Origin of the sequence: Allosphingosinicella sp., from assembly GCF_036387215.1 — a bacterium.
In the GTDB taxonomy this organism is placed as follows: domain Bacteria; phylum Pseudomonadota; class Alphaproteobacteria; order Sphingomonadales; family Sphingomonadaceae; genus Allosphingosinicella.
Window position 1 is genome coordinate 1 of the sequence record NZ_DASVUE010000279.1, and the last position, 14,122, is coordinate 14,122.

Sequence of the window (14,122 nt, forward strand, 5' to 3'; positions counted from 1 at the left end):
GCCGCCGGGCCGCGGCTCGTCACGACCGCCGGCAAGAAGAAGTACGACTATCTCGTCGTCGGCGCCGGCTTCGCGGGCTCCGTGCTCGCCGAGCGGCTTGCAAGCCAGCACGATGCGCGCGTGCTCGTCGTCGACAAGCGCCCGCATATCGGCGGCAACGCCTACGACCATCTCGATGAAGCGGGCGTGCTGATCCACCAGTACGGGCCGCACATCTTCCACGCCAATTCGGACGAGATCGTCGATTATCTGTCGCAGTTCACCGAATGGCGGCCTTACGAGCACCGCGTGCTCGCCAGCGTCCGCGACAAATTGGTGCCGATCCCGATCAACCGGACGACGCTCAACAGCCTGTTCGGCCTCGACCTCAAGACCGACGAGGAGGCGGCCGAATATCTCGCTTCACGCGCTGAGCCGGTGGACGAGATCAGGACGTCCGAGGACGTGGTGATCAACGCCGTCGGGCGCGAGCTCTACGAACTGTTCTTCCAGGGCTATACGCGCAAGCAATGGGGCCTCGATCCGAGCGAGCTCGACAAGCAGGTGACCTCGCGCATCCCGACGCGCACCAACACCGACGACCGCTATTTCGGCGACAAGCACCAGATCATGCCGAAGCATGGCTATACGGCGATGTTCAACGCCATGCTCGACCATCCGAACATCGATGTGCTGCTCTCGACCGATTATAAGGAAATCGTCGATCAGGTGGATGCAGGCCACACGATCTTCACCGGGCCGATCGACGAATATTTCGGCTTCCGCTTCGGCAAGCTCCCTTATCGGAGCCTGAAGTTCGAGCACCAGATCCTCGATCAGGAGAATTTCCAGCCGGTCGCGGTGGTCAATTACCCGCACCCGGACGTGCCCTACACCCGGATCACCGAGTATAAGCACCTCACCGGGCAGCAGCACAAGAAGACCAGCATCACCTACGAATATCCGTCGGCGGAGGGCGATCCTTATTACCCGATCCCGCGGCCGGAGAACCAGGAGCTGTTCAAGAAGTATGAGGCGCTTGGCGATTCGACGGCCGGCGTGACGTTCGTGGGGCGGCTCGCCACCTACCGCTACTACAATATGGACCAGATCGTCGGCCAGGCGCTGGCCACCTTCCGCAAGCTCGACGCGAAGCGGAAGGCGACGGCGAAGCCCGCCCGCACGGCCATTTGGACCGAAGCCGCGGAATAAGCCGGAGCATATTCAACGAACGGGGCCTTCCTCTAGGGGAGGGCCCCGTTCCTGTTCGAGGCGCAGGAGCGGGCGATGAACTCGCCGTGCATCGGCATGTGCTCGGCCATTCGGCGATAGCTCAGCCGCATCTTGTCGAGCGCGTCGGCGATCATCTCCGGGGCCAGCGCGTCGGCGGCGGGCTCGTGGGTCTCCGGAACCACACCCTGGCCGAGCAGCACCGCGACCCAGCTCGCCGTGCCGAACAGTTCGCGCCCCTGCCGGAACAGCCGGCCCTTCGATCGCCACAGGTCGAGCTTGCCGGCGACGCTGTCCGGAACGTCCATCTTCCGGCAGTAATTCCAGAACTCGGAATCGTCCCGCCGCGTCGCCTTATAGTGTAGGATGATGAAGTCGCGGACGTCCTCGAAGACGTCCTGCATCTGGCGGTTATATTCGTCGCGTTCGGCCGGGTCGAAACGCTTGTCCGGGAAGAGCGCGAGCAGCTTGGCGATGCCGCTCTGGACGAGGTGGATGCTGGTCGATTCCAGCGGCTCCACGAAGCCGCTCGACAGGCCGAGCGACACGACGTTGGCGTTCCAGGCGAGCCGCCGCCGCCCCGCCCGGAACGACAGGCGCCGCGGATCGGCGAGCTTCTCGCCCTCAAGGTTCGCGACCAGCAAAGCCTCGGCGTCGGCGTCCGAGATGTGGCTGCTCGAATAGACGAGGCCGTTGCCCATCCGGTGCTGGAGCGGGATCCGCCATTGCCAGCCGCTGGCGCGGGCGGTGGAGCGGGTGAAGGGATCGGGTTGACCGGAATAGCGGCTGGGCACCGCCACCGCGCGGTCGCAGGGCAGCCACTTCGTCCAATCCTCATAGCCGGTGCCGAGCTTCTCCTCGATCAGCAGGCCGCGAAAGCCGGAACAGTCGATGAAGAGGTCGCCGGACAGGGTGGTGCCGTTCGCCAGGGTGACCGACCGGATGTGGCCGCTGCCGCCGTCGAACGCGGCATCGACGATCTTGCCTTCCACCCGCTTCACGCCCGCCTGCTCGGCAAGGCCGCGGAGGAAGCGGGCGTAGAGCCCTGCGTCGAAATGGAAGGCATAGGCAAGCTGCGACAGCGGCAGGCGCGCGTCGGGGCCGGGGCGGGCGAAGCGGCCGAGCGCCGCCGCAGTGGAGCTCATCGACCAGGCTGAGATGTCGTCGAGCGGGCGCCGCTTCCGCTCGCGCAGGTAGAGCTGATGGAAATGGACGCCGCGAAAGTCCTGCCCATGCTCGCCAAACGGATGGAAGTAGCGCTCGCCCTGCGCGCCCCAGTCGACGAACTCGATGCCGAGCTTGAACGTGCCCTGCGTCGCCGCGAGGAACTCGTCCTCGCCGATGCCGATCATGTTGTTGTAGGCGATGAGCGGCGGGATCGTCGCTTCGCCGACGCCGACCGTTCCGATCTCGTCTGATTCGATGAGGGTGATCTGGGTCGCGCTCGTGTCGAGGAGCTTCGAGAAGGCGGCGGCCGCCATCCAGCCGGCGGTTCCGCCGCCGACGATCACGATGTTGCGGATGCTGTGCTCGTTCATCTTGGTCCGGTGCCGTTCGGCTGAAGCGCCCGCTTTTCGGCCCGCGGCGGGAAATCTGCAAGCGGGCGGGCGGGGCGCCCTCGGAAGAGTGGGCCAAGGTAGCGCACCGGGCACAGCTTTGCGGCCCTAATGCCACAGTCGCCCATTAATCGGACAAATGGCTTGTCAGTGTTTTCGGGGGCTGCGATATTGAGCGGTAATGGCCTCAAAGAAGGCCTTGGCACGATGCGCTATTCTAGGGGGATTCACATGCGCTTGAGGTCGCTCGCCCTTTCTTCGGTATCCACTTTGGCTTTCGCCCTGATGGCGACGCCCGCCGCGGCGCAGAGCGCTCCGGCCAAGCCCGTCGATCCCAACGTCCAGGCGCAGGAATCGCCCGCGGATCCCGCGGCCGGCTCTCCGCAGACGGACGATGCGGTGCAGACCGCCTCCGGGACGGACCAGGGCGCCGGCGAAGAGATCGTCGTCACCGGCCTTCGGCGCTCGCTCCAGTCGGCGCAGAACGTCAAGCGCAACTCAGAGCAGATCGTCGATGCGATCGTCGCCGAAGATATCGGCAAGCTGCCCGACGTGGCGGTCTCCGATACCGCCGCCCGCATCCCGGGCATCCAGGTGCTCCGCGAACGCGGCGAGGCGGGGCAGGTGCTTCTGCGCGGCCTTAACGAGACCTTCTATACAACCACCTATAACGGCCGCGAGATCTTCACCGCGGAACGCCGCTCGGTCGCTCTGCAGGACTTCCCGGCCGGCGGCATCAGCGCCATCGAGGCGTTCAAGACGTCGACGGCCAATCTCGTCGAGCCGGGGCTTTCCGGTCTCGTCAACGTCCGCTCGCGCCGCCCGTTCGACTTCAAGGGCATGGAGATCGCAGGCTCCGTCTGGGGCGTCTACCCGCGGCAGTCCGAGGACTTTTCGCCCAACGCTCAGCTGCTCTTCTCCAATCGCTGGGATGTCGGTGCGGGCGAGGTCGGAGCGCTGATCAACTTCTCCTACACCCAGCTTCACTACCAGGATTCGATCCGCCGCCACGGCTTCTTCATCGCCGATCTGGCGGGCGGCCGCTCGCCCGACTGGCCGGAAATCCACTATAACGAAGCCGACCGTAAGCGCCCGTCGATCAACGGCGCGCTCCAGTGGCGTCCCGCGCCGGGCCTCGAATTCTACGTCGAGGGCCTGTGGCAGGGTTACCGCGAGAAGGTCACCGACAATATGTGGGCGCAGCCGCTTTGGGGCGGCGCCAGCTACACCAATATCGAGCGTGACGGACCCAACATCATCAGCGGAACCGTCAACCGCCCGACTGCCTGCTGCAACCCGAACGAGACCTGGGGCTTCCAGGGCGCGACCCGGCGTGAGACGGACACGTTCCAGTTCGCCGTCGGCGGCAGCTACGATGCCGGAGCGCTTCGGATCAGCGGCGACATCGCCCGCACGGACAGCAAGTTCGACCTCGAGACCGAGAGCGTAGATTACGAGCTGAACACCAACAATTTCTCGGTCGATTTCTACACCGGCAGGCCGGGCGGCTACGGCCCGACCTTCCAGGTGCGCGGGATCGATCCGGCAAATCCGGCAATCTACAATTACCGCGGCTTCTTCGAGGATTACCTCGTCGCCAAGGGCGACGATTGGCAGGCGCGGCTCGACTTCGAATGGGAGCCGGGCTTCACTGCAATCCCCAAGATCCAGTGGGGCGTTCGCTACACCAATCGCGACTCCTCGGCGACTGCAGGCGCCTTCTACTGGAACCAGCGCGGCAAGAATATTTCGATCACCAAGGTGCCGCTCGATTACCAGCTGTTCCACTCCGCGTTCCGCGGCGACAAGCACAAGCCGTTCCCGCTTACCTGGCTCGCTCCGACCTACAACAGCGTCCGCAGCAACCTGCGCGACCTGCGGCAGTTCAACATCGGCCTTTCCGGGACGGGTTCGCTTGACGGCCCGCCGGTCGATCCGACGCGCAGCTTCAACATCAACGAGAAGGCTTACGCCGCCTACGGCCAGGTCAGTTACGAGCTGGAGCTCGGCAGCACGACCATCGACGGTGCCGTCGGCCTCCGCGTGGTGAAGACCGAGGACGATATCCGCGGCACGCTGAGCGGCCTCACCGGCGGCGGCACTCCCGTCCGCTACGAGAACGAATATACGGACTGGCTGCCCAACGCGAACATGCGCATCCGCTTCTCGCCCGAGCTGCAGCTCCGCCTCGCCGCCACCGAGACTCGGACCAGGCCGACCTTCCAGCAGCTCAACCCGTCGTTCAGCCTCGGCTCGCCTCCCGGGTGCAGCCCGACGCTGCCGAGCTGCGCGCGCAGGGGTAGCGGCGGCAATCCGTTCCTGACGCCGCTGGATTCGCGGAACTATGACGCCAGCCTGGAATATTATTTCTCGCGCAACGGCTTCGCCTCGGCGGCGGTCTTCCGGCGTGACATGAGGGGCTTCATCGCCACCAGCGAGTTCCAGTTGCCCGATCCCGATCCGCAGGGCCTGCCGATCCTGATCACCGGTCCGTTCAACACGAACAAGGGCCGCATCCAGGGCTTCGAAGGCCAGGTCAGCACCTTCTTCGACTTCGAATCCTTCCCGGAATGGGCGCGGGAGTTCGGTATTCAGGCCAACGTCACCTATATCGACGCCAAGGCCGAGTACCCGACCACCGGCAATCTCCCCGGTACCGGAACGGGCCCGACCAACCCGCCTGTGCCCTACACGGCACGGCTGCGGATCCCCGACGTGTCCAAGTGGACCTACAACCTGGTCGGTATGTACGAGGGCAATGGCCTGACGCTGCGGCTTGCCTACAATTACCGCACCGGCTTCCCCGAGGCGGGGCTCTCCGATCGCGGCGGCTACACCCTTCAGGGACGCGGCCACCCGGTCTCGCGGCTCGACTGGTCGAGCAGCTATACCGTCACCGACAATCTGACGGTGTTCTTCGACTGGACGAACATCCTCTCGAAGCCGTTCAAGTCCGACATCGTCCGCGTGAACTACACGGCCGGAGCGGAGACGAGCAGGGAGGTCTTCCCGCTGATCGTCCGGTTCGAGGAATCGGTGCTTTCGAGCGGCATCCGCTTCCGCTTCTAAGCGGCGCGGCAGCAACTTTCAGCCGGGGGACGGGATGCCGTCCTCCGGCTATTTCTTTTCCGGCGGGAGCCTCAGCGCAGCGTGCCGCTCGGCGGACGAGGCGATCGCGGGCAGGCCGTTCTCCGGCCGGTCGAGGTAGAAATAGGCGACCGCCGCCACATCGTCGCTTCGATAGTAATTGGTGTGGCCGTCCGGGAGCGACGGGTCCGAGAGCGCCTTCCCGCTGGTAAGAAGCTGCTGGAAATTGGTGCGCGAGCCCGGGTCGATCGTGACCGGGATCAGGGGCGCCCCCTTCTTCTGGAGCCCGAGCACGATGTTCTTTCGCGCCCCGCCCATCTGCTGGAGCGCCACCTCGATGTCGCGCTCGAAGAAGATCGGATCGGGGATGTGGAAGCGGTAGAAGGTCCAGCGGCCTTCATTGTCCCAGCTTGCGATCGGCGCGCCCTGATAGCGGTTGATATAGGCGCCCTGGCCCCAGGCGGTGCCGATATAATCCTCGGTGCCGGTGCCGACGAGCGTCGGGGCGTCGGAGCGGTCGCCGTCGAGCGCGATCTTCACCTCGCCTTCGCCCCACCAGGTCTTTTCGTAGACAGGGTTGGTGAGGACGGTGACGCTGGTGCCGAGGAAGCGTCCGCGGCCACGGACGCGCGGAAGGATGCGAAAATCCTGCCCGAGCTTCGTCGCCCGGTCGCGGCTCCACCAGGCGTGGAAGTAAAGCGCGTCCGCGGGCTGGGCGCGTAGCGCGCGGTAGTTGACGTCGTAGAAGATCAGGTTGACCTGCTTGGCGCTCTCGTTGGTGAACACGATCCGCGCACTCTTGCGGAACGGCATGGGCACGTAGGAGACGAAGGAGCGGGCCTCGGGGCTCGCGAACAGCGCCGTCTCCATGGCCGTGATTTCGCTCGCGCCGTGCAGGAAGAAGTCGCCGAGCGGGACCGAGACCGCCGGCGTCGCCGCACCGTCCCAGAAGATTTCGAGCTTCAGGCCGCGGAGCGCGTCGGGCGACCGGTCCTCGATCGTCATCCACATCCGGTCGATCGTTCCCGGGCCCTTGATGTCGGCGAGGACCAGCGACCGCCCGACCGGGATGGTGTCGAAAGCATGCCCCTTTGCGCCCTTATTCTCGCGCGCGCCCGCGCCCTTGGCCGCGCCGGCGTTCTCGGGGCTTGCCCAGCGCGTCTCGGAGCCGGGCTGGAACCGGTAGAGCGGCGCGTCGGCCCCCGTCTGGGCGCCGGCGGGCGCGGCGACCGCCAGGGCCGAGCAACAGAGCAGGTGCCGCAACCGCATCCTGCTACTTCGCGGCGGCGCGCAGGCTCGGCCCCACCACCGGCTTGCCCTCCTTCCAGAACAAGGGCGCGACGTAGAGGTAGCGCTTGTCGTCGGCCTTGCGGCAGCCCTTGGTGGCGGCCCAGCCGTGGAAGGCGATGAAATCCCGGCCCCGGCCCTTGAAGACGAACTGGTGCCCGGGCCCGCTGAGGCAGCCCGCCTCCTTGTCGTTGTAGCTGTAGAGGATCGGGCTCCCCGGACCATCCGTGCACGGCCCCATCGGGCCGGTGCAGACGGCATAGCCCATCGCATAAGGCGAAAGCCGCTGGTGCGGCTCCCAGCCGAAATGATTGGCCGAATAGAGCATCGTATAGCCCCCCGGCCGCCGGACCATGGTCGGCGCCTCGATCGCGTGCGCTTCCCACGGCTGATCGTTCTTGAGCTTCAGCGATACCGGCTCGCCGATGAGCGCGGTGCCGTCGTCGGAAAGGCGCTGAGCCCATAATTCCGTTGGCTTGCGCACCGCATTTCCGTCATTCTTGTAGTAAAGGTAGAGCTTCCCGTCGGCGTCGCGGAAGACGTTGGCGTCGATCGTCCCGCCGAGCTCCGGCTGGCAGACGAGAGCATCCTGGGCGGTGTCCACGAACGGCCCGAGCGGATCGGTCGCGGTCGCGACGCCGATGCACTGGATGTTCCGCTTGTCGTGCCGGGCCGTGTAATAGAGCACCCAGCGTCCGCCGATCTCGATCACTTCCGGCGCCCAGGTGCGTCCCACCCGCGCCCACGCGCCCAGCTTCGGCATTCCGTCGAGCGGCTTCTTCGGATTGTCGGGGCGGGTCGCGAAGCGCCAGTTCACCAGGTCGCTCGAGACCGCCACGGGCAGATTGGCGCCGTTGTTGGTCGAATAAGCGATGAACTGGCCCTTGTGCTCGATCACGGCCGGATCCGGGAAGTCCTCCTGGAAGACGGGGAGGTGCACCGGCTCGCGCGCAGCAACGGCTGCGGCGGCTGCGGCGAGAAGGGCCAAAGCCGAAGCAATTCTGATCATGACGATTCAATAGACCCGTCGCTGGAGCGAGAGAAGAGTGATATGCGATGGCGATGCGCAAGGCCCTGCTGATCCTCCTCGCTCTCGCCTCGATCGCCGGTTGTGCGACCTCGCGCCAGGAGCTCACTTACTCGAACCCCGTGCTCGACGCCGATTTTCCCGATCCGGCGGTGCTGAAGGGCACGGACGGCTTCTACTACGTCTACGGCACCCAGGGCGGAGACCCGATGCGGAACGTCCAGGTCGCCCGCTCCGCCGACCTGGTCCGCTGGGAGCTGGTCGGCGACGCGCTGCCGCAAAAGCCGGACTGGGCGACGAAGACGCAGGATTTCTGGGCGCCTCACGTGCACCGGTCTGGCGGGACCTATTACCTCTATTATTCGGCCAAGCCGGATGCGGCTTTGACCGATCAGAGCCGCGGCCTTTGCCTTGCCGTCGCGACGTCCGCGAGCCCTGTGGGGCCGTTCCGCGACGCAGGCCGGCCGCTCCAGTGCGGCTCCGGGTTCATCAACATCGATCCGATGGCCTATGACGATCCCGCCACCGGCAAGCGGCTCCTCTACTGGGGGTCGGGCTTCGGCCCGATCAAGGTCCAGGAGCTCGCGCCCGATCGCATCTCCTTCGCGAGCGGCAGTAAGCCGGTCGACCTCGTGCAGCCGGTGAAATCCGAAGACCCTGGAGAATATCAGCGGCTGATCGAGGGCGCCTGGGTGATCCGGCGGGACGGCTATTACTACCTCTTCTATTCCGGCGACAATTGCTGTGGGCCGAAGGCGCATTATGCAGTGCTGGTCGCCCGCTCGCGAAGCGCCACCGGGCCGTTCGAGACCATGGCCGCGGCAACGGGCGCGCGAAACAGCGTGATCCTTGAGCATCGCGGCATCTGGGTGGCGCCGGGGCACAACAGCGTCATCGAGGACGCAAAGGGCGATCATTGGATGCTCTACCACGCGGTGGATGCGCGGCGCCCGCGCCACAAGCCCACCGACGACATCAACACGCGCCGGATCATGCTGATCGACAGGATCGTCTGGAGGGACGGCTGGCCGCGCATCGAAGGCAACGGTCCTTCCTCGGGTCCGCGGCCGGCGCCGGCGGTGCGCCGCTGAGGATGTCGCTCAGGCGGGCTTCTCGGCCTCGGTGATCAGCACCATCACCTCGTCCACGATCGACGCCATCGCCTGGTAGGCCGCTTCCGGCTCCTTCGCCTCGATCGCGGTGAGCACCGACCGGTGGGCGGGAAGGCTTGCGGTGCGCCCCTTGAACCGGTTCGTGAAGCGGATCGACGTCCGGAGCGCCGTTGCGACGACGTCGCGGAACTGCACGAAGAACGGATTGGCCGACGCCTCGAGGATCGCGACGTGGAAGGCGATGTCGGCTTCGAGCGGATCGTCGGCGCCTGCTTCGGCGGCCTGCATCCGCTGAAATCCGGCAACGATCCCCGAAATCCCTTCTGCGGTCGCTGCCTGAGCCGCGAGCCGCGCCGCAGAAGGCTCGATGGCGAAGCGCAGCTCGCTGAACTGGCGGAGCAGCTGCAGCGAGAATTTGCGCTCGAGCAGCCACCGCAGCACATCGGGATCGAACAAATTCCAGGATGAGGAGGGCTGAACGATCGTCCCGGTCCGCGGCCGCGCGGTGAGAAGGCCCTTGGCGGTGAGCATCTTCACGGCCTCGCGCGTCACCGAGCGGCTGACGCCATGCTCGCTCGCAAGCTCCGCCTCGGTCGGGAAGCGCCGCCCTTCATAGCCGCCGGTGACGATCGTCCGGCCGAGCGTGTCCAGCAGCCCGTAGGTGAGGTTGCGGCCCAGCCCGCCGGTCGCCTGCCGCGAGGTTCCTTCAATCTCCAATCATCCGTCCTCCTGGCGGCGATTGTTCACTGCCGGACCTGCCCGATCAATAGCCTTTTGGCCGTATGGGGAACGGGAGATCTCTCCATTTTCGGGTTGACCAGGCTCGGCGGCGGACCTATCGGCGCGCTCCAGCGTATTAACACGATGAAACAAAATATGGCGATCGATGAAGAGAAGGGGATCAGGCCAACGCGCGAGGTTGCAGTGCTGACTGCGGATCTGTGCGCCGCCCTTCGCACCCCGAAGACCGAGGACGAGATGTGCCGCCTGCTCACCGATCTGTGCACGCCTGCGGAGATTAGGACGCTTGCGGAGCGCTGGCACGTGGCGCGGCTGCTCGACGGCACCGATCTCTCCTATCGCGAGGTGCACGAGGCCACCGGGGTGAGCACGACCACCATCGTCCGCATCGCGCGCTTCCTCCGGCAGGAGCCGCACCAGGGCTACCGGCGCGCGATCGATTCGATGGAGGCCGCCGATGCTGGTTGACGAGAGCCGCCTCCACATCGCGATCCAGAAGTCGGGACGATTGTCGGATTACAGCCGCGGCCTCCTGAAGGATGCGGGCCTTCGGATCCAGAACGGCAAGAACGATCTTACCGCGCGGGTCGAGAACTTCCCGGCCGACCTCATGTTCGTCCGCGACGACGATATTCCAACCTTCGTCAGCGACGGCGTGTGCGAGTTCGGCGTCGTCGGCGAGAATGTGCTCCAGGAGTTCGCGCTCGGCGCGGCGGAAGCGGGGATCGAGATCGTTGCTCGGCTCGGCTTCGGCCGCTGCAGCCTGCGAATCGCCGCGCCCGAGACGGCGGAATATCGCGGGCCGGAGACGCTGAGGGGATCGCGCATCGCCACCTCCTATCCGTGTCTCGTCCGCCGCTTCCTCGACGAGCGCGGCATCGAGGCGGACGTCGTCAAGATGAACGGGGCGGTGGAGCTTGCACCCCGGCTCGGCATCGCCGGCTTCGTCTGCGACCTCGTCTCCACCGGCGCGACGCTGGAGGCGAACGGCCTTCGTGCCGTCGAAACCGTGCTCGACAGCGAGGCGGTGCTGGTGCGCACCGCACGGGATGTGGGGGATCGGAAGGCCGAGCTCGGGAGCCGTCTCCTCAGCCGCATCGACGGCGTTCTGGCGACGCGCGACTCCAAGTACATCATGATGAATGCAGGCGAGGAATCGCTGGAGCGGATCAGCGCCATCCTGCCGGGCGCGGAAGCTCCGACGATCGTTCCGCTGCACGGTCGGCCGGGACACTTTGCGGTGCACGCGGTGTGCCAGGAATCGGTGTTCTGGGAGACGCTCCAGAAGCTGAAGGACGCGGGCGCCTCGGCGATCCTGGTGGTTCCCATCGAAAAGATGATGCTGTGAGGACGCTGGACTGGTCTTCCCTGGATGCCGCCGGCCGCGCCGACGCGCTGGCGCGGCCGGCGCAGCGCAGCGATGCGGGGCTGCAGGCTGCAGTGCGGGCGATCGTCGAAGATGTGCGCACGCGCGGCTGGGAGGGGCTCTCCGAGCAGGCGGAACAGCTCGACGGCGAAGCGCTCCGGCTGGTCCGGGTGGCGGCCGTTGCCGCCGAGGCGCGGCGGACGCTCTCGGCCGAGCAGGTGGAAGCGATCGAGCTGGCGGCGCAGAACATCCGCGCCTTCCACCAAGGAAGCATGCCGCAAGAGCATGCGGTCGAGACAATGCCGGGGCTCGTCGTCCGCAAGGTCTGGCGGTCGATCGACCGGGTGGGGCTCTACATTCCGGGCGGGAAGACGCCGCTCTTTTCCACTTTGCTCATGCTGGCGATCCCGGCGCAGGCGGCGGGCGTGCGGGAGCTGGTCGCAGTCACTCCGCCGCGGCCGGGCGGCGGCCTCGATCCGGTCATCGCGCTTGCCGCCGAGCTGTGCGGGATCGAAGCGATCTGGACGGTCGGCGGCGCCCAGGCGGTGGCGGCGCTTGCGTTCGGGGCGGGGGACATTCCCCGCGTCGGCAAGATCTGCGGCCCCGGCAATGCGTGGGTCGCGGAGGCCAAGAATTACGTCGCGTCGCTGGCGGGAGGACCGGCAATCGACATGCCGGCAGGTCCCAGCGAGCTGATGGTGATTGCGGACGAGTGCGCCGATCCGGCGACCGTCGCGGCGGATCTGCTGAGCCAGGCCGAGCATGACACGTCGGCGCAGGTGCTGCTCGTGACCCCCTCCCGGGGAGTGGCCGAAGCCGTCGAGCGGCAGGTTCGCGAGCAGCTTCGTTCGCTTCCGCGGGCGGGGACGGCCGAAGCCTCCCTCGGAAGCGCGCGCATCCTGATCGCTTCCGACCTCCAGGCGGCGGTGGAGATCGCGAACGACTATGCGCCGGAACATCTCTCGCTCGCCGTCGCGGAGCCGGAGCTTCTGGTGCCGGACATCCGCAATGCCGGCGCCGTGTTCGCCGGCGGCATGGCTGCCGAGACGTTCGGCGACTATCTAGCAGGCTCCAGCCACGTCCTTCCGACGGATGGCGCGGCGCGGGCGTGGAGCGGCGTCTCCGTCTATACCTTCCTGAAGGCGATGAGCGTGCAGACCGTCAGCAAGGAATGCGCGCGCCGAATCGCCGCCCCGGCGGCCGCGCTCGCCCGTCTGGAGGGGCTGGAAGCGCATGCGCGCGCGGCCGATGCCCGGGCGGAGGCGGTGCTCGCATGACCTCGCTCGCAGCCCGCCTCGCGCGGCCGGAGATACTGGCGCTGGCGCCGTTCGACATCGCCGCGCAGGCCAACGATGCGTTCGGGCCCGACGCGATCAAGCTCGACGCCAACGAAAATCCCTACCCGCCGCTGAGCGAGGGCGCGCTTGCAGCCGGGCTGAACCGCTATCCGGAGCCGCAGCCCGCGCGGCTCAAGAAGGCGATGGCGGCGCTCTACGGCGTGGCGCCGCAGGAGCTAGCCGTCACCCGCGGCGCGGACGATGCGATCGACATCCTGGTGCGCGCCTTCTGCCGACCGGGCGAAGATGCAGTGTCGATCTGCACGCCCACTTTCTCCGCTTACGCGCACTTCGCGAGGCTGCAGGGCGCGCGGGTGATGGAGGCGAGGCTGGATCCCAACTTCGACTTCGATGCCGCTGCGTTCCTGGAGGCGGTCTCGGGAGAGCCGTCCCTGAAGCTCGCCTTCATCTGCTCGCCGAACAACCCCACCGGCAATCCGGTGGACCCCGCCGACGTGCTGAAGGTGGCGGATGCACTGTCCGAGACGCTGATCGTTCTGGACGAGGCCTATATGGAATTTTCCGACACGCCGAGCCTCGCGGACGAAGCCGTGCGGCGGCAGAATCTCGTCGTGCTGAAGACGCTCTCCAAGGCCTACGGCATTGCCGGGGCTCGCGTGGGCGCGCTGATCGGCAATGCTGAGCTGGTCGGCATCGCAGCGCGCGCGCTTCCGCCCTATCCGCTGCCGAGCCTGTCGATCGAGGCCGCGCTCGCTGCCTTGGCCCCTTCTCGGCGGCCGGTGCACGAGGAGCGGATCGCCAAGATCAAGGCGGATCGGGAGCGGCTCGCGCCTTTTTTCGAGCAATCCCCCATCGTGAAGCGCGTCCGGAGCGGCGGCGGCAACTTCCTGTTCCTTGAGGTTGAGGACCCCGAAGCACTGGCGAGGAAGCTGAACGCACTTGGCATCCGCGCCCGCTTCCGCCCCAACGCGGCACCGGGCGGGCTCCGCCTCACCATCGGCACCGATGCCGAAAACCAGGCCGCGCTCGCCGCCCTCGGCGTGGAACGAGACGAAAAGCCGTCGCGCCGCGCGGAGGTCGTGCGGGACACGAAGGAGACGCAGATCGCAGTGGCGATCGACCTCGACCGGCCGAGCCCGCGCCGCATCGACACGGGAGTCCCCTTCTACGATCACATGCTCGACCAGGTGGCGGCGCATGGCGGCTTCTCACTGGTTCTCTCCTGCGACGGCGACCTCGACATCGATGGACACCACAGCATCGAGGATTGCGCGATCGCGTTCGGCACGGCGCTCTCCCGGGCGCTCGGCGACCGGCGCGGGATCGGCCGCTTCGGCTTCTCGCTGCCGATGGACGAGACCGAGGCGCACGTGCTGATCGACGTTTCCGGCCGCCCCTACAGCGTCTTCGAAGGCAGCTTCGAGGCGAGCCACATCGGC

11 protein-coding genes are annotated in these 14,122 nt (G+C 66.7%); 7 read left to right on the forward strand and 4 right to left on the reverse strand.

Annotation, left to right across the window (positions count from 1 at the left end; all coding sequences use genetic code 11):
* Positions 1–1,191: UDP-galactopyranose mutase (gene glf / locus VF662_RS11385; protein ID WP_464141180.1), on the forward strand; the 1,191-nt coding region annotated here is incomplete at its 5' end.
* Positions 1,192–1,223: 32 nt separating this feature from the next.
* Here the strand turns inward: glf and VF662_RS11390 are convergent.
* Complete coding sequence (locus tag VF662_RS11390) at positions 1,224–2,747, reverse strand: tryptophan halogenase family protein (RefSeq protein WP_464141182.1); 1,524 nt, start codon at positions 2,745–2,747, stop codon at positions 1,224–1,226.
* 249 nt (positions 2,748–2,996) lie between these two features.
* On the opposite strand from VF662_RS11390, the gene VF662_RS11395 reads away from it, so the two are divergent.
* The gene (locus VF662_RS11395; protein ID WP_464141184.1) at positions 2,997–5,834 is read left to right on the forward strand and encodes a TonB-dependent receptor; all 2,838 of its coding nucleotides are present in this window, start codon (positions 2,997–2,999) and stop codon (positions 5,832–5,834) included.
* Between the two features lie 48 nt (positions 5,835–5,882).
* Here VF662_RS11395 and VF662_RS11400 read toward each other — a convergent pair whose 3' ends face one another.
* Both VF662_RS11400 and VF662_RS11405 read right to left on the reverse strand, forming a co-directional pair.
* Positions 5,883–7,115 (reverse strand): glycoside hydrolase family 172 protein, encoded by a 1,233-nt coding sequence (locus tag VF662_RS11400; RefSeq protein ID WP_464141186.1) that lies wholly within the window; start codon positions 7,113–7,115, stop codon positions 5,883–5,885.
* 10 nt (positions 7,116–7,125) lie between these two features.
* Positions 7,126–8,148, reverse strand: coding sequence for a glycoside hydrolase family 43 protein (locus VF662_RS11405; RefSeq protein WP_464141189.1), 1,023 nt, complete (start codon positions 8,146–8,148; stop codon positions 7,126–7,128).
* Positions 8,149–8,195: 47 nt separating this feature from the next.
* On the opposite strand from VF662_RS11405, the gene VF662_RS11410 reads away from it, so the two are divergent.
* Complete coding sequence (locus VF662_RS11410) at positions 8,196–9,257, forward strand: glycoside hydrolase family 43 protein (RefSeq protein ID WP_464141191.1); 1,062 nt, start codon at positions 8,196–8,198, stop codon at positions 9,255–9,257.
* Between the two features lie 9 nt (positions 9,258–9,266).
* On the opposite strand, the gene VF662_RS11415 is transcribed toward VF662_RS11410, so the two are convergent.
* On the reverse strand, positions 9,267–9,995 hold the full coding sequence (locus VF662_RS11415; RefSeq protein WP_464141194.1) for a FadR/GntR family transcriptional regulator: 729 nt from the start codon (positions 9,993–9,995) through the stop codon (positions 9,267–9,269).
* A 159-nt stretch (positions 9,996–10,154) separates the two neighbouring features.
* Between VF662_RS11415 and VF662_RS11420 the strand changes: the two genes are divergently transcribed.
* The 4 genes from VF662_RS11420 to hisC form a co-directional block, all read left to right on the forward strand.
* Positions 10,155–10,487: a YerC/YecD family TrpR-related protein gene (locus tag VF662_RS11420; protein ID WP_464141196.1), complete on the forward strand. Its 333-nt coding sequence runs from the start codon at positions 10,155–10,157 to the stop codon at positions 10,485–10,487.
* Positions 10,477–11,367, forward strand: a complete 891-nt coding sequence (gene hisG / locus VF662_RS11425) for an ATP phosphoribosyltransferase (protein WP_464141198.1) — start codon at positions 10,477–10,479, stop codon at positions 11,365–11,367. The genes VF662_RS11420 and hisG overlap by 11 nt, the downstream gene beginning before the upstream one ends.
* Positions 11,364–12,662, forward strand: a complete 1,299-nt coding sequence (hisD, locus tag VF662_RS11430; RefSeq protein ID WP_464141200.1) for a histidinol dehydrogenase — start codon at positions 11,364–11,366, stop codon at positions 12,660–12,662. Before hisG ends, hisD begins: the two co-directional genes overlap by 4 nt.
* On the forward strand, positions 12,659–14,122 hold a 1,464-nt coding region (gene hisC / locus VF662_RS11435), incomplete at its 3' end, for a histidinol-phosphate transaminase (RefSeq protein WP_464141202.1). The genes hisD and hisC, both read left to right, overlap by 4 nt.